General features: G+C 59.9%; 10 protein-coding genes. 2 read left to right on the top strand and 8 right to left on the bottom strand.

The window, feature by feature from the left end:
* The first annotated feature begins 3 nt into the window (after positions 1-3).
* Positions 4-1,332: a sugar porter family MFS transporter gene (locus tag ACPOL_RS16255; protein ID WP_114207981.1), complete on the top strand. Its 1,329-nt coding sequence runs from the start codon at positions 4-6 to the stop codon at positions 1,330-1,332.
* Between the two features lie 127 nt (positions 1,333-1,459).
* Here ACPOL_RS16255 and ACPOL_RS16250 read toward each other — a convergent pair whose 3' ends face one another.
* From ACPOL_RS16250 to ACPOL_RS16215, 7 genes are all read right to left on the bottom strand, one after another.
* A complete protein-coding gene (locus tag ACPOL_RS16250) occupies positions 1,460-5,008 on the bottom strand; it encodes a TonB-dependent receptor (protein ID WP_114207980.1) in 3,549 nt (1,182 codons plus the stop codon).
* A gap of 129 nt (positions 5,009-5,137) precedes the next feature.
* Positions 5,138-7,726, bottom strand: coding sequence for a multicopper oxidase domain-containing protein (locus ACPOL_RS35515; RefSeq protein WP_114207979.1), 2,589 nt, complete (start codon positions 7,724-7,726; stop codon positions 5,138-5,140).
* An 869-nt stretch (positions 7,727-8,595) separates the two neighbouring features.
* Positions 8,596-10,206, bottom strand: a complete 1,611-nt coding sequence (locus ACPOL_RS16235) for an efflux transporter outer membrane subunit (RefSeq protein ID WP_114207978.1) — start codon at positions 10,204-10,206, stop codon at positions 8,596-8,598.
* A 13-nt stretch (positions 10,207-10,219) separates the two neighbouring features.
* Positions 10,220-13,339: an efflux RND transporter permease subunit gene (locus tag ACPOL_RS16230; protein WP_114207977.1), complete on the bottom strand. Its 3,120-nt coding sequence runs from the start codon at positions 13,337-13,339 to the stop codon at positions 10,220-10,222.
* Positions 13,339-16,692, bottom strand: coding sequence for an efflux RND transporter permease subunit (locus tag ACPOL_RS16225; protein WP_114207976.1), 3,354 nt, complete (start codon positions 16,690-16,692; stop codon positions 13,339-13,341). The genes ACPOL_RS16230 and ACPOL_RS16225 overlap by 1 nt, the downstream gene beginning before the upstream one ends.
* Complete coding sequence (locus ACPOL_RS16220) at positions 16,689-17,957, bottom strand: efflux RND transporter periplasmic adaptor subunit (RefSeq protein ID WP_114207975.1); 1,269 nt, start codon at positions 17,955-17,957, stop codon at positions 16,689-16,691. The genes ACPOL_RS16225 and ACPOL_RS16220 overlap by 4 nt, the downstream gene beginning before the upstream one ends.
* 179 nt (positions 17,958-18,136) lie before the next feature.
* Positions 18,137-19,825: a S1 RNA-binding domain-containing protein gene (locus ACPOL_RS16215; RefSeq protein ID WP_114207974.1), complete on the bottom strand. Its 1,689-nt coding sequence runs from the start codon at positions 19,823-19,825 to the stop codon at positions 18,137-18,139.
* Between the two features lie 102 nt (positions 19,826-19,927).
* Here ACPOL_RS16215 and ACPOL_RS16210 point away from each other — a divergent pair, with 102 nt between their 5' ends.
* Positions 19,928-20,851 (top strand): N-acetylglucosamine kinase, encoded by a 924-nt coding sequence (locus ACPOL_RS16210; protein ID WP_114207973.1) that lies wholly within the window; start codon positions 19,928-19,930, stop codon positions 20,849-20,851.
* 55 nt (positions 20,852-20,906) lie between these two features.
* Here ACPOL_RS16210 and ACPOL_RS16205 read toward each other — a convergent pair whose 3' ends face one another.
* Complete coding sequence (locus ACPOL_RS16205; protein WP_114207972.1) at positions 20,907-21,464, bottom strand: bactofilin family protein; 558 nt, start codon at positions 21,462-21,464, stop codon at positions 20,907-20,909.
* Between the last annotated feature and the right edge of the window lie 36 nt (positions 21,465-21,500).

Genomic DNA, 21,500 nt, shown 5'->3' with positions numbered 1-21,500 from the left:
ATACTGAAGATGAATCGATACCTGTTGAAAGGCACTGCGGTCGGAGCGCTGGGCGGTCTGTTATTTGGATTTGACACGGCGGTAATTGCGGGGGCCACCCACCAGTTGACTGAGGTCTATTCGTTGACCCCGTCGCAGTTAGGCCTGACGGTGGCGATCGCGCTGGTCGGCACAGTCATCGGGGCGATGTCCGCGGGGGCGATCGGGCAAAAGTTCGGCGGCCGCGACACGCTGCGGGTGATGGCGGTGTTGTATGTCATCTCCGCTCTGGGATCGGGCTTTGCCTGGAGCTGGTATGCGCTGTTAGCGGCACGCTTCATTGGCGGCCTGGGGATCGGCGGATCGTCGGTGCTGGGTCCGGTGTACATTGCCGAGCTTGCGCCGGCGAAGTGGCGCGGACGCTTGGTTGGCATGTTCCAGGTCAATATCGTGATCGGCATTCTGCTGGCCTACTTCTCGAACTTCGTCATTGCGCAGCTGCATCTGGGCGCGACGCAGTGGCGTTGGCAGCTCGGAATCGCCGCGCTGCCGGCGGTGCTCTTCCTCATCATGCTGTTCGGGATTCCGCGCAGTTCGCGGTGGCTGGTGACCCAAGACCGGGTGGACGAGGCCAGGCTGGTGCTCGAGCTGATGGGCTCGCCGAACTCCGAGGCCGAGCTCAAGGAGATCGTGGATTCGATCCACTTAGAACGAGCGCACAAGTCCGAGCCGCTATTTTCCTGGAAGTATCGCAAGCCGATCTTCCTGGCTGCGAGCATCGGCATGTTCAATCAACTCTCCGGCATCAATGCGATCCTTTACTACCTCAATGACATCTTTGCGGCAGCCGGTTTCAGCCGCATGTCGGGTGACTTACAGGCGGTCGCGATTGGCGCGATGAACCTGGTCGCTACGCTCATCGCGATGACGGTGATCGATCGGCTGGGTAGACGGACGCTGCTGCTCGTCGGCTCAGTGGGAACGGCGATCTGTCTGGCTGGCGTCTCGGCGGTCTTCTTCACGAATTCGCATCACGAGCTGCTGGTTTGGCTGCTGGTCGGGTTCATCGCTTTCTTCGCCTTTTCGCAGGGCGCGGTCATCTGGGTGTACATCAGCGAAGTCTTTCCAACGAAGGTGCGCTCGAAGGGACAGAGCCTGGGCAGTAGTTCGCACTGGATCATGAACGCGGCGATCGCGTACACCTTCCCGCTGCTGGCAAAGTCATCCGGGGCTTATCCTTTTGTCTTCTTCTCGGCAATGATGGTGTTGCAGTTCTTTGTGGTGCTGTTCGCCTATCCGGAGACGAAGGGCGTGACGTTGGAGCAGTTACAGCACCAGCTGGGGATCGAGTAACGTTTGGTGCTCCATCTGGTCTTTTTGACGCGCATGCCTCCCTCCGTGCGCGAAAGACCATAAACACCTGACACAGGTGGTTTCTCTTCCGAACCAGTATCCCCATCCGCTAAAGCCGGCCGCTCCGTTAGAAGCTGAACTTCACCGCTCCCTGGAGGACGCGGGCGGGGGCGGCGCTGATGGCCTGCCCGAAGGTGGTGCTGCCGATATCGCCATCGACCGAGTTGGGGCCGCTGAATTGGGTGTGGTTGAAAAGGTTGAAGGCCTCGACGCGGAAGAGAACGGACTTCGATTCGGTGAGTGGCAGGTTTTTGGCGACGGCCATATCGAAGTTGTCCGTGCCTGGCCCGTAGAAGAAGCGGCGCTTGGCGGTGCCCGGCGTCCCGAGAGCGTTCATGGTGAAAGCGCCGGCAGCGAAGTAGTTGTGGCCGTTGATGCGCGGGTTGTGGCTGAGGCGCAGCGGGCCGCCGTTATAGTCGGGCTCGTCGATGCTGCTGTTGTTGATGCCGTTGGGGTTGGTGCCAATGAGGGAGTTATCGCCATTATTCACCATGGTGACGGGGAAACCGCTCGAGAAACGGGTGATGCCGGAGAGCGACCAGCCGCGGGTGAGGCGGTCGGGGCTAAAGAGCTGGTCGATGGGTAACTGATATTCATAACTGACGACGAAGTTATGTTTCACGTCGAAGGACGAAAGGGCATAGCTGAGCGCGGGGTTAAAGGGGTTGACCTCTTCGGCGATGTTCGAAGACTGATCGAGCGACTTGCCGTAGGTGTAGGAGGCGGCGAACTCGAGCCGTCCGCTGGTATGGCGGGCGCTGACCTCGAGGGCGTTGTAATTGGCATGGCCGATGGTCGATTGCAAGGCATTGCTGCCGAAGTTTGGGCCGAGGGGGCCGCGCGTGCCGTTGACTTGCCCGCCGCCGATGGGGAAATAGACGGTGTCTTCGCCGTTGGGGCCACAGGTGAGGGTGCCGGGCTGGACTTCGCCGGGCTGGCTGAGACTGAGGCAAAGGGCAGGATTACCGGAGTTGGGTTCGATCAGGACACGCTGGCGGTGGCTCGAGGTGCCGACATAGCTGGCGCTGAAGACGGTATTCGGTCCGGCTTGGCGCTCGAGAGAGAGCATCCACTCTTCGGTATACGGGGTGCGGTTATGGATGTCGTAGCCGGGGATGCCGCTGATCGGTTCGTAGGTGCTCCAGTTGATGTTGGGGTCGGGATTGCGGCGCGACGAGTTCAAAGGAGCGAAGGTATAGGGGAAGGGCTGGCCGTTGCTCTGCCCGTCGGCGGCATTGATAAACGGCGTCGCAAAGAGCGGCGGCGCGGGGCTGGTGTAGGTCGTGCCGTAGGGCGCGTTGGCGGCCAGGACGCCGATCGAGAGAGCGTCAATGGCGGTGTAGAAGTTGCCGAAGCTGCCGCGAATGCTGGTGCTTCCAGGCGCGCCGAGGAGTTTGCCGAGGAGGCTGCCGGTATCGGCCTGCGGGGACCAGGCGAAGCCGACGCGGGGCGAGAAGCTGCGATTTCCGATCGGCGCGAGGGTGCTGGGGACGCCAGGATCGCCGGGGTAGAGGATGCCGGCCGGTGCTCCGGGAAAGACGACAGACTGCGCGCCGGGAACGAAGGTCGAGATCTGGTTGTACTTCTCCGTCCAGGGCGCGATCCGGTCCCAGCGTAGTCCGTAGTTCAAAGTTAGCGTGGGCAGCACGTGCCAGCTATCCTGCGCGAAGAGGCCGATGTACTTGTTCCGGGCATAAAAGGGATTGAGTTGGCTCTGGTTGTATTGGCTGGGCACGCCGATCAGGAAATCGGCAAAGTCGACGCCGGTCTCAGTCCCGGAAAAGACGAAGTTGCCGTTGAATTGGGCGATGGGGTGAGCGTTCACCTGATCGATGTGAAACTCAGCGCCGTATTTCATCGTGTGGTTGCCGAGCACCTTCGAGAAGGTGTCGGACGCCTGATAAGTGTTGTTGGACTGGATGAGTTGATTGGCCGCGGCGCCGGTTGAGAAGCCATTGAAGTTCAGATTTTCGACGCTCTCGCCCTTTGGATCGAGGGGCACGATGCTAGGTGTTCCATCGGCATTTTCAAAGCCCTGCGAGGTCAAGCTAACGCCGCGGCCGCCGAGCGGCTGGCCGAGGTTGGTGAAGTCGCGGAGATAGCTGAAGTGGAGTTCATTGACGGCGGTGGCGCTGAGTGTTTTGGTGTCGCCGAGCGAGATCAGCTGGGCACGGCCGGTGGTGATGGCGCTGAAGCCGGGAACGCTGGCGCCGCTCTGGGCAACCGGGTAGGGATCGGTGAGGTTGAAGTCGTCAATGAAGTAATAGGCGGAGAGCAGACCGAGGCGGGTGTTGGCATCGAGGCGAACGCCGGCCTTGTCGTCGCGGACGGTTTGATTGGACGAGGAGGTGGCGAAGGTGCCGGCGGCGGTGTTGGGCGCAGGAATGTATTGCAGCATTCGCTGGGCCGGAATCGACCAGGCATTCAGAGGAATGGTGGCGTTGGGGAAGACGCACTCCGCGGTGGTGGTGCAGCCGGGGACGTAGTAGGGTTCGCTGGCAACGACGGGATAGCCGAGCTTCTGGGTGAGGAGGCTGGCGAAGTAGGGGCCGCCGACGCTGCCGGTCAGGCCGCTGGCGACGTCTTGCAGATTGCCGGAGCGGTCCTGGTTCGACGGCACGCTGATGTTGCCGGTATCGATGCCCTGGGTCTGGCGGGTGCCCTGGTAGTCCACGAAGAAGAAGGTTTTGTCGCGGCGGATGGGGCCGCCGATGGTGCCGCCGAACTGGTTCTGCCGGAAGACGCCGCGGGTGGGAGAGAAGTAGTTGCGGGCGTCGAGATCGGTGTTGCGGAGGAAGTCAAAGGCGCTGCCGTGGAAGTTATTGCCGCCGGATTTGGTGACGACGTTGATCTGGCCGCCGCTGAATTCTCCATATTCGGCATCAAAGTTGCCGGTGATGATACGGAATTCCGCGATCGAGTCAAGGTTGGGAATGATGGCCGTTCCAGCGTTAACGTCTTCTTCGGCGTCGCTGCCGTTGACGCTGAAGAAATTGGCGAACTCGCGCTGGCCGTTGACGGAGATCGTGCCTGGATTCAGGGTTCCGGAGGGATTGAGGATGGTGGCGCCGACATCCTGCACGGTGCTCGAGGTGAGCGAGGTCGCGGGGGCGACACCGGGCTGCAGCGAGAGCAGATCGGTGAAGCTGCGGCCGTCGAGCGGGACGGCGGTCATCTGGCGGCCGCTGATGACCTGGCCCATCTGGGTGCTGGTGGTTTCGACATGCAGAGTGTTGTCGGTCACGTTGACGGACTCGGCGACGTTGCCGACCTGGAGGGTGGCGTCAAGGGTGAGGGCCGCATTGGTATCGAGGACGATCTCGAGGCGCTGGTAGCCTTGGAAGCCGGGGGCCTCGACATCGAGTCGGTAGTGGCCGATGGGGAGAACAGGGAGGGTATAGTGACCTTTGTTGTCGCTGCGGGCGTGGTAGACGAGCCCGGTGTTCACCTCGTCGAGCGTGATCTCGGCGTTGGGGACGAGGCTTCCGGCAGGATCCTTGACCGTGCCAGAGATGCTGCCTCCGACGCTGGCATGAAGCAGCGATGCGGATAAAATTCCGGCGAGGCAAAGGAACCTGCTCGAGCTACGGATAAAACGTGCTACCACGGTCAACATTTCTTTCTCCTGATCTTATCGCTTCTATCTGGTTCTTAGTCTCGGGTACTTAGCCCTGGGTACTTAGTCTCGGGTACTTAGTCCCGGGAAGTTACCGACTTATGCGCTGAGTTATGGCGATGCCGGGTCCTATTGAATATTGATCGGCACATCCACGCCGGTCTGGTATTGGGCGGCCCCGCTGCCGGCGGTCCCGGTCACCACAACGGTGTAGCTTCCTTTGGCGGTCCCGGGATCGATCTTGGCTGCGCCTCCGCAGCCGAGGACACTGAAGGTAGCGGCGAGAAAAGCAATACCAAGCAGGGCGATACCGCGCCAACGGCGTCTCGGCAGAAACAAGAAGAGCAGGCCGGCGAGGCTGAGGCCTCCACTGGCGGCGAACCAGCCGGGAGCGGAGTTGCGGCTGCTGAGCGGATGGGACGGGGTAGTGTTGACGGTGAGCGAGACCTTACCGGTGCCGGTAGCCGAAGTTGGGTTCACGAAGCAGGCGGATTCGGTGAGGGTGCTGGGCATGGCGCAGGTCAAAGCAATCGGACTGGTGTAGTTGTTGGCGACATTGACGGCGACGGTAGCGATGGCCGCGGAGCCGACTGTGGCGGTGGTTCCGGAAGAAGATAGAGCGAAGGCGGACAAGGTGATGGGAATGGCGGCGGATTGAGATTCAGTGTAGGTCGAATCCCCTTGGTAGAAGGCCGTGAGGTTTCCGGCGCCTGCGTCTCCATTAAGGGTGGTGGTCAAGGTGGCTTGTCCAGCGGCGAGCGCGGTGGGAGCGCCGACGTTGACGCCATTCAATTGAAATTGCACCAGCCCGGTTGGGGTGGGGTTGCCGGTGGCGGCGTCGACGACATTGGCGGTAAGGGTGATGTTCCCGTTAGGAGTCAGGCTGGTGGCGGAGGCGGCAGCCGTGGTCAGCGAAGCCGAGCCAGCGGGGAGCACTTGAATTTCGGCCATCATGCCGGAATCTTCGTGCTGCAGGATATGGCAGTGATAGACGAAGGTGCCGATGATGTTGGTGTCGCGGAAGTCCATGCGGAGCTTCACGCTGGGATAGGGGCCGGTGCCGGTCCAATAAGGCAGGTCGACGGTATCGCGGACGGCGGGGTCGTTGATGGCGACGCCATTGGCTTCGAGGACCTGGAAGTGAATCTGGTGGATGTGGAAGATGTGGTCTTCGGTGGCGTGGTTCTCGATGACCCAGTCTTCGACGGTACCGGCATGGACGACAATGTTGGGGGCCTGGTCCATGGTGAAGGCGGCGGGGGCTTGCCCTTGTTCGGTGATGAAGAAGGTCGTGGGGCTGTTGGGGTCGGTAGGATTTTGAAGGACTTCAGAGAAGTAGAGGTTGCGCTGCGCTACGGGCGTCGCTTGGGCGAGGGCGGCGAAGCGCTTCACTTTCCGTGGCGTGATCTTGAGAGGGCTGGTCTGGGCTGACGACTTGGTTGCTGCCGCTGAAGCTGGCTCGGCGCCGTTTTGACTGACGATGGTGGCCAGCGTTCGAGTCGGATCGAAATCGCCATCCGGACCGGTATTCCAATATTGGGTGACGAGCTGGGCCTGATCTCCGATGTTGGGGGTGGTGACAACGAACTCGGCGCGCGAGCCGGGCGGCAGCAAGATGCTCGTTTCGCCCACGGAGGCTTGACCGCTGCTGCCGGCGGCGATGGGGTAGCCATCGATGGCCACCACCTGCATGGTCTGAGCGGTCCCATTGACGAGGTATTCGAGCTTCATGATGGTGTCGGCGGCGGTGTTGGCGACGCGCCACAACTCCTGCTGGCCAGGATTGGTCGCAATCACCGCGGGAGTATAAGCGGGATAGGTTACAGGCACGTAGTTGATCGAGACGTCCCATGCAGGGATGTTGGCGTCGTTGGCTTCAGAGGCGGTTAGCAGCTGGTCGCGGAGAACGAAGGTGCGTTCGGTCAGGCCGGCCAAGGCGGGATCGACACTTTGCAGGCCTTCGACGATCAAGGCGCCCGTGGCGCCGCCTTGCACCTGGCCTTCAGAAATCCCATGCGGGTGGGGATGATACCAGTAGAGGCCGGGCGGTTCGTTGGCGGGAATTTGTACTTTGTAGTCGAAGCTTTGTCCGGGCGCAACCAGGGTATGCACGACTTCATCCTGCCCGCAGACCGGGGGAACGTTCATTCCGTGGAAGTGGATGTTACTGGCGGAGGCAGACATGACGCCGTTGCAGGCCGCGTTGGCGCTGGAAGCATCGGCGGCGAGCGTCATGTTCATGCCGGCCATGTTGTCCTTCGCACTGGAGGCAGCGGCGGCGGGCAGATCGTTCTGGAAATGGATGATGAGCGTATCGCCAGGATTGACGCGAAGAGTCGGCGACTGGAGGCCGGTGTCGGTCACATAGCAGTAGCGGACCAGTCCCTGAGCGTCGGTGGCGGTGAGGAACTTGAAGGTGACTTCAAGAACTCCGTTCTGACTCTTCAACTCAGAGGGCGCCGGAACGACGGCCCCAGTTGCGGAGCGAGCGCAGACCTGATCGGCATCGGCAGACGCGGCCATTCTGGCCGAGTGCTGGGCCCGGTACTGGGCGATATCTTGGGCGGAGATCGCACCACGGCCTGGATAGGCGCGTTGAGCGTTGGCCGGGAGAGTTTCCGCATTCAGGATGAACAAGTAGGTCAGAACTGCGTAGAGCGCTCCGAAACGCAGACGGGTACGACCGCCTGCCGATGGGTGCAGGGTCTTACGATTCATTGCTGCGAGCCTCACAAAGTACAGGTCTTGTCTTCAGGCCTAAGGAAATGACACGTTGGCCACGATGACAGTTGAAACTTTGCGGGCAGCCGCCCTATAGTGAAGGAAGCCCGCAGTCTATTCGGCTGTGGTTTCCAGATCCTCGCGGACTCCGCCAAGAGTATGCCGCGGGGATCTGGTTCTTAAATCCGGTCGAAAGCTTGCTGATTCTTCTTTAAACTCAGCAAATTCAATATACGACAAAGTCAGTCGTACTTCCAAGAATTTTCCGGTCTTTAGCGGAACGCTAGAGATAACTCCCTGCTGACGCGATTTCTGAGACCTCCACAACCACCGCCATCCAAGGTGCAAGTTGACGCATCTTGGAGATACAAACGCGCTTCTCAGTGAAGGAGATGGCTGTGCTTGATCACATCATTCTTACGTCGGCGACGTCGAGCGCTCGTTGACGTTCTATGAGGCAGCCTTGAAGCCTCTGGATATCAAGTTCTTCCTCCCCTACAGGGGGACAAGAGGGTCATCCTGACCTGTGGGGATTTGGCGACGGGAAGCGAGCGTGCTTCTGGCTCAAGCAGGGGAAACCCGTTCCGGCGTCGATTCACTGGGGCTTCAAGGCTCAAAGCAATGAACAAGTCGATGAGTTCTACAAGGCTGCGATCGCCGCCGGCGCGAAGGACAATATCTCACCGCGAGCGCGGGTCGAATACTATCCGGGATACTACGCCGCCGATCTATTCGATCCGGACGAATACTCGTTCGAGGTCGCTCATAAGAGCTGAGGCCGAAGCCTGAGGCGCCACCTTCCGGGCCTGAGGCTGACCTGACCGGCAGCACCCGCATTCGGCCTAGTAATCCATTCAATTCGCGGCTTAGTGGACCATTGCTGCGTCAGCTTTAGGTGGTCTTTGGGTGACTTGCTGGGGGGTGGCTAACTGGGTGCGGTCCCAGCCTCCGCCGAGGGCCTGGATGAGCGTGACGGACGAGGCCATCTGCTCTACCTGCAACGTGGTGAGCGCCTGCTGATCGCCCAGCAAAGTTGTCTGCAGAGTCACCACGTCAATGTAGGGGTCGATGCCGGTTTGATAGCGTCCCAGCTCCAGGTCGAGGGCCTTCTGCGCAGAGGCGACCGCTTCCTGCTGCTGTTGGATTTGACGCGAGTAGACCTTGACGGCGACGAGGAAGTCCTCGACTTGCTGGAAGGCAGAGAGCACGGTCTGCCTGTAGGTCGCGACATCAGCGTTATAAGTGGAGACGAACTGGCTGAGGCCGGCGGTCAGTCCGGCATTGAAGATAGGCTGAGAGATCGAGGGTCCGATCGACCAGACGCGGCTGGGGATGTCGAAGAGGTGCTTCCAGGTAGCGCTTTCGAAGCCGCCGCTAGCGCCGAGGGTGACGGTGGGGAAGAATGCCGAATAGGCGACTCCGATCGCCGCGTTCGCTGAGGCCATGCTGCGTTCTGCGCCGGCTATGTCTGGACGGCGCTCGAGCAACTGCGACGGAATCCCGATCGGGATGGGTGGCGGAGCGGTCGTCATCGGCTTGACCGGGATCGAGAAATTCGACGCGGATTGGCCGATCAGAGTGGCAATGGCATGTTCATACTGCGCGCGGAGCAGGCCGACATTAGTGGCGGCGGCTTGCGCACTTTGTAACGTCGATTGGGCCTCGACAACGGAGATCTGGTTATCGACTCCGGTCTCGTATAGAGCCTGGGTCAAAGCCAGCGCCTTCTTGTCGGCTTCGACGGTATCGTTAAGCACTTTTTGTAGAGCATCTTGCCCGCGAATCTCAAAGAAGAACTGAGCAAGACTGGATTGTTCGGAGAGACGCTCGTTTTCCAGGTCGGCGGCGCTGACCTGGGCGGCGTACTGCTCTTCATGAACGGTGTTGCGGATGCGTCCAAAGAGGTCCGGTTCCCAGGAGACGCCAAGCGGCAAGGAGATGAGGTTCGCTTGCTGACCGCTGTTGAAGGAGGCGGATGAGTTGCCGAGGTTGGAAGAGGAGCGCGAACGGCTCCAGGACGGGCTGGCCGTGACGGTCGGGTAGTACTCCGAGCGAGCCTCGCGCACCAGGGCGCGGGCGACCATCAAGTTCTGGAAGAACAGCTTGATGTTCTGGTTGTCTATATTGAGCTGCTCTTCAAGGGCGTTCAATTCAGGGTCGTTATAAATCTCCCACCATTTGCCACGAAGCATGGCGTCTTGAGGACTGGCGGGGCTCCACTCTTTCAGGTCCGCAGCGGGAGGAGGGGCGGCGCCAGTGGCGACAGCAGCGGGTGACGGAGGTGGGGGAGCGGCCTCTTTGTAGGCTGGCGGCGGCGGGGTGGCGAGGGCGGCGGGCTGGTGGTACTTCGGACCCGGCAGGCATCCGGAGAGCAACGACAGAACTGTCGCAGAGAGCAGCGCCAGAGCGGGAGGCGTGGCTGCGCGGACCGATTGGAGAAGAGGTAGGGCGCGAGATTCAATGGCGTGTTTCTGCATGGCATTGTCCGTTCTAGCTTGACGCATTTCCAGTAGTCTGCAGGTCGGGCGGCCGATGGAATTCGCCGCGCGGCTTGCCTTGGACGCGCAGCCGCAGTCCATCGAGGAAGAGGTAAACGACCGGCGTGGTGTAAAGGGTCAGCATCTGGCTGACGATAAGGCCGCCGACGATGGTGATGCCGAGCGGACGGCGCAACTCCGACCCGGTGCCGGTGCCGAAGGCCAGCGGCAGTGCCCCGAAGAGGGCCGCCATGGTGGTCATGAGAATGGGGCGAAAGCGCAGCATGCAGGCCTCGAAGATGGCGTCCGCAGTGTTTTTGCCGTGTTCACGTTCGGCCACCAGTGCGAAGTCGATCATCATGATTGCATTCTTTTTGACGATGCCGATCAGCAGGATGATGCCGATGATCGAGATTACGTTCAAGTCGATCTTGAACAGCAAGAGAGCGAAGATTGCGCCAACGCTTGCGGAAGGCAGGGTCGAGAGAATGGTGAGCGGGTGCACCAGACTTTCATACAGAATGCCAAGGACGATGTAGACCGCGAGCACGGCGGTCAGGATCAGGTAGGGTTCGGTGCTGAGCGAGTCTTGAAACGCCTGTAAGGTGCCGGCGAAGAAGCCGCGGACCGTATTCGGAGTGCCGAGCCTCTGCTTAAGCTCATCGATCTCCCTGGTAGCGTCGCTGAGCGACATGCCCGGCGCTAGATTAAAGGCCACGGTCACGGAGGGAAAGAGGCCGGTGTGATTCACGGTTAGCGGAGTGGTCGTGGGTTCAGCTGTGGTGACGGCGCGGATCGGTATCACTCCGTGAGAGGAAGTGTTCATATAGATGTTGTTGAGCGCCGATGGGTCTTGCCAGTAAGGTGGTGCGACCTCCAGCACCACATAGTACTGGTTGAGCTGGGTGTAGATCAGCGAGACCTGGGATTGGCCGAAGGCGCTGTAGAGAGAGCTGTCGAGCGCTTGTGCGGTAATGCCTAAACGGCCTGCAGTAACGCGGTCGTAGGTAAGGTTCTCGGTCAATCCGCCATTTTGCTGGTCCGAGTTGACGTCCTGGAATCCGGGCAGCCGTTTCATCTGATTGAGTAGAATCGGCCCCCACTTGGCGAGGTCCTGAGTAGTATCGGACTGGATCGTGTATTGATAAAGAGCGTTGGCGTTGCGTCCGCCGATGCGAATGTCCTGAGCGGCCTGGAGAAAGGCCGAAGCTACCGGAAGCCGGTTCATCTTAGGCCGGACGCGATTGAGGAAGCCTTCCGCGGTCACGTCGCGCTGGTCGAGCGGCTTGAGCGACATGAACATGAAGCCGCCATTGGTCGCTCCCTGGCCGCCGGTGAAGGCGACAATATGATTGGTCGCCGGATCAGCCTTGATGACGTTCACGAGCTGAAGGACGGAGTTATTCATCACCGCAAAGGATGCGTCCTGCGGGCCTTGCACACCGCCAAACACTACGCCTGTATCCTGCTGCGGGAAAAAACCCTTCGGGATTTTGGCAATGAGCGCGACGTTGAGGCCGATGGTGAGCAGCAGCACGGTGAGGGTGGGACCGGGGTTTTCAATCACCCAGCTGAGCGAGCGCTTGTAGAGGGACAAGATCCAGTCGAAGAAGCGCTCGCTGGCGCGGTAGGCGCTGCCATGTTTCGCGTGTTTCTGGTCTTTCAGAATGTAAGCGCACATCATCGGCGTGGTGGTGAGCGAGATCACCATGGAAACCAGGATGGCGGTGGACAGAGTGATGGCGAATTCGCGGAAGAGACGACCGACAATGCCACCCATGGCAAGGATGGGAATGAAGACCGCGATCAGCGACATGCTGATCGAAAAAACAGTAAAGCCGATCTCCTTCGCGCCCTGAAGAGCGGCGGCCATCGGGGCTATGCCGTCTTCGATGTGGCGGGAGATATTCTCCATGACGACAATGGCGTCATCGACGACGAACCCAGTTGAGATCGTGAGCGCCATCAGCGACAGATTGTCGAGGCTGAAGTCCAGCAGGTACATCACCGCAAAGGTGCCTATCAGCGACACCGGAACGGCTACGCCGGGGATAAAGGTGGCGCGGCCATTGCGCAGGAAGATGAAGACGACGAAGACCACGAGGACGATGGAGATGATAAGGGTACGCTCGACATCATTGACTGAGGCGCGGATCGTCGTGGTCCGATCGATGGCAATCGTGGTCTCGATGCCTTGCGGGATAGACGCCTTGATCGACGGGAGCGCAGCCCGAATATTGTCGACAGTGTCGATAATATTGGCGCCTGGCTGGCGGAAGACAATCAGCAGCGTTCCGGGCTTGCCATCGAAGTAGCCCGCGGAGCGGACATTGGAAGTAGCATCTTCGACGTCGGCGACATCCGCCAGGCGCACCGCTTGGCCGTGATGGTAGCCGACAATGAGCGGACGGTACTCCTCGGCATGGGAAATCTGGTCATTCGCCACGATGTCGGCGGTCTTGACGCCATCGGAGATCTGCCCCTTCGGCATGTCGGCGTTTTGCAGGCTCAGCATGGACTGCAGGCTCTGCATGGTGAGTCCCTTGCTGAAGAGCTTGTTGGGGTTGACTTCGACGCGCACCGACGGGAGCGCGCCGCCGCCAACGCTCACCTGGCCAACACCCTGAATCTGCGAAAGCTTTTGCTGGACGATGGTCGAAGCCACGTCGTAGAGCTTGGAGGGTTCGTAGATGTTGGAGGTCAAGCCGATGACCATAATGGGAGAGTCAGCCGGGTTGACCTTGCGGTAGGTTGGGTTGCCGGGCAGGTTGGCCGGGAGATAGGTGCGGGCGGCATTGATGGCCGCCTCCACATCCCGGGCCGCTCCGTCAATATTCCGGCTCAAGTCAAATTGCAGTGTGACCGACGTGCTGCCGAGCGAACTGGAGGAAGTCATCTCGGTGACGCCGGCAATGTGAGCAAACTGCCGCTCGAGAGGTGTCGCGATCGAAGAGGCGACGATGTCGGCGCTTGCACCGGGGAGTGAAGCTCCAACGGAGATGGTGGGAAAGTCCACCTGCGGCAACGCCGAGACGGGGAGCACCCGGTAGGCAATCGCTCCGGCTAAGGCGATGGCCGCGGTCAACAATGTGGTGGCTACGGGCCGGTTAATGAACGGCCGGGAGATGTTCATCAACCCACCTCTGGCTGGGGGCCGACGCCGGATTCAGCCTGCGGTTCATTGCCGGTGTTAGGCTTGTTCGGTTTGCGCGAAAAGCGGCTGCCGAGATTATCGAAGAAGATGTAGATGACGGGCGTGGTGTAGAGCGTGAGCACTTGACTGAGGAGCAGGCCGCCGACCATGGCGATGCCCAGCGGACGGCGAAGTTCGGAGCCAATGCCGCTGCCGAAGGCCAGCGGAATGCCACCGAGCAGCGCGGCCATGGTCGTCATCATGATCGGACGAAAACGCAGCAGACAGGCTTCGTAGATGGCGTCGGTGGAGTTCTTGCCGTGTTCGCGCTCGGCTTCGAGGGCGAAGTCGACCATCATGATGCCGTTCTTCTTCACGATACCGATCAGCAGGATGATGCCGATGATCGCGACGACGCTTAAATCCTGACCGAAGAGCATGAGAGAGAGCAATGCGCCGACACCGGCGGAAGGCAGCGTAGAGAGGATCGTTACCGGATGAATGAAGCTCTCGTAAAGAACGCCCAGCACGATGTAGACGGTCACCAGCGCAGCCAGAACGAGGAGCGCCTCGTTTGAGAGTGAATTGCGGAAGGAGGCGGCGGTTCCCTGGAAGTCGGCTTGTATGCTGGCCGGCATATCCAGGTCTTTCTGGACCTTTTCAACCGCCGTTATAGCATTGCCCAACGCCCCGTTCGGGGCAAGATTGAAAGAGACGGTCACCGACGGGAATTGTCCCTGGTGGGTGATCGAGAGCGCCTGGGTATCGTTTTTAAAGTGGGTGAAGGCGCTCAAGGGGACGGCGTTGTTATAGGTCGAGCCGGTGGTAGTGTTTGCCGTGGTAGCAGGTGTCGAGGTAGTCGTGGTGGTGCCAATGCCGGCCGTGAGGGCGGTCGCCGGAGGCGCCAGGGTACCAGGGGCGGGAGTATAAGGAAGCGCGGTAGTGGTGGCGTTCGACCCTGCGGAGGACGATCCCGAGGAGGCAAATGACGAAGACGCGGCCGCGCCGCTTGCGCCTGACGAGGCATTCGCCTGGATGTACATCTGGTGCAGCTTATCTGGATCGCTCTGGAAATGCGGATCGGTCTCCAGGATGACGTGGTACTGGTTCAGCTGGGTGTACATCGTGTTGATCTGGCGCTGACCGAAGGCGTCATAGAGGGTGTTGTCGATAGTGGTAGGCGCAATGCCAAGCCGCGACGCGGTAACCCGATCAATGACCAGCGAAGTAGTGAGGCCTCCGGTTTGTTGATCGGTCGCGACGTCAGTGATCTCCGGGAGCTGCTTGAGCTTGTCGACGAAGCGGCTGGTCCACAGATTTAACTCGGCCTGGTCCGGATCTTCAAGGGTGTATTGATATTGTGTTCGGCTGACCCGGTCATCGACGGTGATGTTTTGGACCGGCTGCATGAACAGGGTGATGCCCTGCACTTGCGGCAGGCTCTTCTGCAGACGGCGAATGACATCGGCAGCGCTGATATGTCGTTGATCGAGCGGCTTCAGGTTGATCGACATCCGGCCGCTGTTGAGCGTCGTGTTGGTGCCATCCGCTCCGATGAAGGAGGAGAGGCTCTCAACGGCGGGGTCCTGGAGGATGATCTGGGCCAGCTGCTGCTGCTTCTGGGCCATCGCCTTGAAGGAGATGGTCTCCGGCGCCTGCGAAATACCCTGTATAACGCCCGTATCCTGCACCGGGAAAAAACCCTTGGGGATGATGATGTACAGGAAGACGGTGAGGGCCAGGGTCGCGACCGCGACCAGGAGAGTCAGAGGCTGAAAGCGAAGAACGACCTTCAATGTCCGCCCGTAGAAGGCGATCATGTTCTCAAAGACGCGCTCGGAGGCCTGATAGAAACGCCCCTGCTGGTCTTCCGGGGTGTGCTTTAAAATGCGCGACGCCATCATCGGCGTCAAGGTGAGCGAGACCACCGCCGAAAGGATGATGGTGACGGCAAGAGTTACGGCGAATTCCCGGAATAACCGGCCCACCACGTCGCCCATGAACAGGAGCGGAATCAGCACCGCGATCAGCGAGACGGTCAGCGAGACGATGGTGAACCCGATCTGCTCCGCACCCTTAAGCGCGGCTTCCATCGGACTGTCTCCGGCTTCGAGGTAGCGGGCGATGTTTTCGATCATCACGATCGCGTCATCGACGACGAACCCGGTCGAGATGGTCAGCGCCATGAGCGAGAGATTGTCGAGCGAATACCCCAGCGCGTACATCGCGCCAAAGGTGCCGACCAGCGAGAGCGGCACGGCGACGCTGGGAATGATGGTGGCGTAGAGATTGCGCAGAAAGAGGAAGATCACCATCACCACCAGCGCGATGGTGAGCATCAGTTCGAATTCAACATCGTCGACCGACGCTTGAATGGCAGTGGTCAAATCGGTGAGCTGCGTCACCTTGATCGAGACCGGCAAGGTGGTTTCAAGCTGAGGCAGCAGCGCCTTGATGCTCCTGACCACGGCGATGGTATTCGCGCCCGGCTGACGCTGGATATTCAGGATGACGGCGGGCGTCTCATCCTCCCAGGCGGCGAGGTTGTTGTTCTCGATGCCGTCGACCACCACGGCAACGTCTTTCAGCATCACCGGGGCGTTGTTACGGTAGGCAACAACGATGTTGCGATAATCGTCGCTGGTCGTCAGCTGATCGTTTGCGTTGATCTGATAATCCTGATGCGGACCATCGAAGTTGCCTTTGGCAGCATTGACGCTGGTTTGGGTCAGCGCGGTGCGCAGGTCTTCCAATCCCAGCCCGTAGGATGAGAGCGCCACCGGGTTCGCCTGAATCCGGACTGCTGGCTTCTGGCCGCCGCTGATACTCACCAGGCCAACGCCGTTTAGCTGTGAGAGCTTAGGCGCGAGACGGGTATCGACCAGGTCTTCCACCTGCGAGAGCGGCATCGACTGCGAAGTGATGGCCAGAGTCAAAACGGGCGCATCGGCAGGATTGGTCTTGCTGTAGACGGGCGGCGTAGGCAGATTCGAGGGCAAATAGCTCTGCGCCGCGTTGATGGCCGACTGGACCTCTTCTTCAGCGACATCGATGTTCAAGCTGAGCGAGAACTGCAGCACGATGACCGAGGTTCCGCCCGCGCTTGTCGAGGTCATTTGACTGAGGCCCTGAAGCTGGCCGAACTGCCGCTCCAACGGCGCGGTGACGGTCGTCGCCATGACATTGGGGCTCGCGCCGGGATAAAACGTGAGCACCTGGATGGTGGGGTAGTCTACTTCGGGCAAGGCAGAGACCGGCAGCTGCGTATAAGCAACGATGCCTACAAGCAGGATGGCGGCCATCAGCAGCGAAGTCGCGACCGGCCGCAGGATGAATGGGCGGGACGGACTCACGGAGTGTTGCTCTCGGTCGTATTCGCCGGAATCGGCTCCTTGGAAACCACGGTCTTGACCCCATCCTGCAACTTTTCAAAGCTGCTGGTGGCGACCACGGTACCCGGGTCAATTCCCTGCACCGCGGTTATCCCTTGGTCCGAGACTCCGGGTTTCACGTTTTTGACCTTGGCGGTGTTGTTCTCAATCGCATAGACAAAAGAGACTTGACCGTTATGCTGGATGGCTCCAGTCGGAATGAGGGTGACGCCGTCGATGGTGTTCACGAGCAGCTTTGTATTCACGAACTGATTGGCGAAGAGGGCTCCGGTCTTGTTATTGAAGAGCGCGCGAAGTTTGACCGTACCGGTGGTGGTATCGATCTGGTTGTCGATCGTCATCAATTTGCCAGAGGCAATCTTGGTCTGCTGATTGCGATCCAGTGCGTCGACAAGCAAGGACTTTCCGTGCCGCATCTGGCTCTGTACCTGGCCAAGGTTGTCTTCAGGAATGGTAAAGATCACTGTCGTCGGATCGACCTGGGTAATGACTACGAGCACCGTCGTACCTCCGGCGGTGACCACGTTGCCGGGGTCGAGGAGCCGGAGGCCGACTCTTCCAGTAATCGGCGACACGATGTGGCAATAGCTCAACTGCACTTGATTGAATTGCAGCGTGCCCTCGTCGTTCTTAACCGTGCCCTCGTCCTGCAGCACAAGTTTCTCTTGATCGTCCAACGTCTGTTTGGGGATTGCGTTACGGGCCCACGCAGCTTGATAGCGTGCAAGATCCATCTTCGCCTGAGCGAGCAGGTTGGTGTCGCGATCGAGTGCGCCCTGGGCTTCGACCACCTGCGCCTGATAGGTACGAGGATCGATGTCGATCAGGGAGTCGCCTTTGTGAACCAGTTGGCCTTCATGATAGTGAACTGCAGTGACGACGCCTGCGGCCTGTGCGGTAATCGAAGAGGTGTAGACAGGAGTAACGGTGCCGATGGCGTCGAGGTACACGCCAATGCTGCCCTTAGACGCGGTAGCCACCGTGAGGGTGACCGGACCGAATCCACCGCGTCGCGACCCTGCAGCCGCCTTTTGCGCGGTATCGCCGTGATGGCGAAGAACAAGATAGAAAGCCAATGCGAAGAGCAGCAGCACGATGATCCAGGCGATTGCCTGTCGGGACTTGCGTCGAGGGGGACTTGTATGTTCCGGAGGAGCGGGGCGAGTGACCGGATGATTCGGTGGCGGAGCACCAGGGCTTTCGTGGTTCAAATCGTCTTCAGGCATCGTCTCAGGATACTCATCTCACAATTAAGGGTTTTTCCCATGAGATGTTGTAGACGAAGAACAGATGCCCAAGGACTCCAAGAAGGCCGAAAGGTTTCCGTTGAGCGGAACAGCATTCCCGATTTTTGTAGAACTTGCGAAGAATGCAGTAGCGCGTCTACTCGTCTCGTGCAGTGGCTTCAGTTTAATGTCAATTGAATGATCCGGGTTGATGCGTCGAGAGTTTTGATGCGAAAACTCCGAATGTGGCCTTCGGCAAGCTTAGGTACAGGAGTGGCTGCGGGTGAACTGCCCTTCCAGCGAGCCTGCAGCATGGAGGTCAAGGAGGACAAATCCGCCTTGGCACCCGCGGTTACTGACAGCGCTGATTGACTGGTCTGCGGAACTGTACTTTCGCCGTAAATGCCCTCGCCTAGTTCCACACGCGCCAAACCGTCCGCTATTTCAATCACGCGTCCAGTCACGATGTCACCCGACTTGTGTTCGGCGAAATACTCATCAACGCTGATGGGTGTGAGCTGCTTGATGCTGAGCTTGAGTTGACGCTTCTCCTTATCAAGTTCAAGCACCTGTGCTTTGACCACTTCGCCGACCTTTAATGCCTCCTGAGGATGATGCAGGCGCATTTCAGCAGTGATCTCGCTGATGTGGACCATACCTTCGAGGCCCTCAGCGACCTGAATGAAGGCGCCAAACTTGGTGAAGCTGGTCACCGGTCCCTCCACAACAGAGCCAGGTCCCAATCTCTGTGCTGCTTCAGCCCATGGATCGGTCAGGAGCTGCTTGAAGCCGAGCGAGATGCGGCGCTCTTCAAGCTTGATGCCGAGGATGACGGCCTCGACGATCTCCCCTTGCTTGAAGATATCGCCGGGCTTGTGGACCTTTTTCGCCCAGGACATTTCCGAGAGATGGATCAGCCCTTCGACGCCGGGCTCGAGTTCGACGAAGGCGCCAAACTCAGTCAGCCGAGTCACCGGCCCGCGCACCCGCTCGCCGGTCTTGTACTTGTCGGGAACGGAGTCCCACGGCTGGGGCTGGAGCTGTTTCAGCCCGAGAGAGATGCGTTTCTTTTCTGGGTCGATCTTCAGGACTTTGACTTCAACCGTCTGCCCGACGGCAAGCACGTCGGCCGGATTGGCGACGCGGCTCCAGGCGATATCGGAGACATGAAGAAGACCATCGACGCCGCCAAGGTCGACGAAGGCGCCGTAATCGGCGAGACTCCGAACGACGCCCTGCACGACATCGCCTTCGCGGACCTCGGAGTAGCGGCGTTCTTTCGTGACGCGCTCTTCCTCTTCGGCGAGCACGCGGCGATCGACCACCACGTCTTCTTCGGCGACCTCGAGCTTAATGATGCGGACGCGCACCTGTTGGCCGATCAGCTTGGCCATCTCTGCTGCATCGCGGGCGCCGCTTCGCGAAGCGGGCATGAAGGCGCGAGTTCCGATGTCGACGGTCAAGCCGCCTTTCACGACGGCGGTGATAGTGCCGAGCACCGCTTCCTTGTCGTTGAAGGCTTGCTCGAGCAGCGACCAATCTTTTGGTTGGACGACTTTAAGCAGTGAGAGCTCGTAGTAGCCTTCGGCGTCGCGGCCTTTGACCGAGACCTGAAAATGATCGCCGACCTTGATCTCTTTGCCGGCAAACGCGGCCAGCGGCAGGATGCCTTCGGTCTTGAACCCGATATCGAAGAGGGCCGATTCCGCGGTTAGAGCGACAAGCGTAGCGTCGATTTGACGGCTGCCGTCGTCGGACTTGCGGACCTGGTTTTTTTCGAATTGCGAGAGGATGTCGCTGAAGGATTCTACGGGTTCGACCGCGGCCAAATCAGGGGCGGAGAGTTCGGGAACGTTGGAATCAGGCATGTCGCTCTTGATTGTGGCATAAAGCGAGGCAGCTTGGTCCTGCAGCCAGCCGCCGGGATCGTTTGCGATAGGATGGGCTGGGCAAGACGGAGCCCGACGACCATGGCATATTACCTAGGCATTGACGGAGGCGGGACCAAGACCGACTTTTTGCTGGCGGAGGAAGACCGGGAGCTTGGCCGAGTCAGGACGGGCAGCATCAAGGTGCTTCGCCTGGATGCAGCGACGACGGGACGAAACCTCTATAGTGCGCTCAACGAGCTGACTTCGCTGACCGGGGTATCGATGCGGAAGGTGACACGCTGCTGCATCGGAGCGGGGGGAGTGGCGGTACCAACAGCCGCGGCGTGGATCCGGAGCACTTTCGCGGAGCTTATCGGGGGTGAACTGATGCTGGTCGGCGATGTGGAGATCGCCCTCGATGCGGCGTTCCGCGGCCAACGCGGAGTGCTGATCCTAGCCGGCACGGGATCGCAGATCGCGGGACGAGGGAACGATGGCGTCTTCAGGACGGTGGGGGGTTACGGCCCGATCCTCTCTGATGAAGGTTCAGGGCATTTTCTTGGCGTGGAAGGACTGAGGAGATCGTTTCGGGCAATCGATGAAGAGCGCCCCACGCAGCTGCTGGATTCCATTCGCAGGCACTGGAAGTTGAGCTCCCCTGAGGAAGTGGTTGAGTTTGCAAGCCAGAACCTGGCACCGGACTTTTCGCAGTTAGCGCCGTTGGTCGTGGAGTGCGCGGTCAGCGGGGATGCGGTTGCAGCTGAAGTAGTGCGCGACGGGGGCAGACACCTGGCCGAGCTAGCCACGTTGATGATTGAGCGTTTACGCAGGGTGGAAGGCAGTCGACAAGAAGACTTCGTAGTGCCGCCCGTTGCATTAGCGGGCAGCATTTTGACCAAGGTCGCGCTCGCTCGCCAGGCGTTGGCCGAAGCTTTGGGAGCCCGCTATCCAGGAATTGTGATCTCCGAGACAGCGACGGATCCGGTACAAGGCGCCCTGTGGCGAGCGCGGCGAGGCAGTTGATGTCGCGCCGCGCTGGCGTAAAACGAAGGTGCCTGTCTAGATCTTGCTTGACTAGCTAGACCGCAACGACCCGTGCAGCGTCAACGGAATTCGTTGAAGCCACCGAATTGGTGGTCTTAGTTTCCAAGGTGGGCTTTTCTTGTCCAGGCTTGCGAATGTCGATGCCGCCCTTAAAGAAAGCACCGTCTTCGATGCTGATCCGCTGAGCGATCACGTCGCCGGTGAGGGCGCCTTCGCTACGGATGTCGACTCGGTCGCTGGCATTGATGTTGCCCTTGACTTTGCCGAGCACGACAACTTCGCGGGCGGAGATGTTGGCTGACACCTGGCCGTTGCGCCCAACGGTGACGCGATTCCCCGGCAGATTGATGGCGCCTTCGACTTTGCCATCGATATAGAGCGACTCCGAACCCGTGACTTCCCCCTTCACGACGAGACTCTTGCCGATAGTCGCCTGATCGGTCGAGACCTGGGACGCAGGGCTGCTCGCGGCAGCGACGCTCGGACGAGCGGCGGGGGTAGGTTCGAACGGCGGGGGCGTCGAGGTTACGGGCCGGATCGGCTCGTTGTTGGGGGTGGAGGAGGCGTTTGCGGGTTGATTAGGTTTCCACATCGGATTTCTTGGTCCTTTCCTGCTAAAGCTGGTCGT

This window comes from Acidisarcina polymorpha (assembly GCF_003330725.1).
Taxonomy (GTDB): domain Bacteria; phylum Acidobacteriota; class Terriglobia; order Terriglobales; family Acidobacteriaceae; genus Acidisarcina; species Acidisarcina polymorpha.
The sequence above is the reverse complement of the archived record's forward strand: the minus strand, read 5'-3'. Positions and strand labels throughout refer to the sequence as shown.

Excerpts from the sequence above, each read along its gene's own strand:
- ACPOL_RS16230 (WP_114207977.1), bottom strand. The coding sequence starts at position 13,339 with ATGAACATCTCCCGGCCGTTCATTAACCGGCCCGTAGCCACCACATTG.
- ACPOL_RS35515 (WP_114207979.1), bottom strand. The coding sequence starts at position 7,726 with ATGAATCGTAAGACCCTGCACCCATCGGCAGGCGGTCGTACCCGTCTG.
- ACPOL_RS16215 (WP_114207974.1), bottom strand. The coding sequence starts at position 19,825 with ATGCCTGATTCCAACGTTCCCGAACTCTCCGCCCCTGATTTGGCCGCG.
- ACPOL_RS16210 (WP_114207973.1), top strand. The coding sequence starts at position 19,928 with ATGGCATATTACCTAGGCATTGACGGAGGCGGGACCAAGACCGACTTT.
- ACPOL_RS16220 (WP_114207975.1), bottom strand. The coding sequence starts at position 17,957 with ATGCCTGAAGACGATTTGAACCACGAAAGCCCTGGTGCTCCGCCACCG.
- ACPOL_RS16250 (WP_114207980.1), bottom strand. The coding sequence starts at position 5,008 with ATGTTGACCGTGGTAGCACGTTTTATCCGTAGCTCGAGCAGGTTCCTT.
- ACPOL_RS16235 (WP_114207978.1), bottom strand. The coding sequence starts at position 10,206 with ATGCAGAAACACGCCATTGAATCTCGCGCCCTACCTCTTCTCCAATCG.
- ACPOL_RS16205 (WP_114207972.1), bottom strand. The coding sequence starts at position 21,464 with ATGTGGAAACCTAATCAACCCGCAAACGCCTCCTCCACCCCCAACAAC.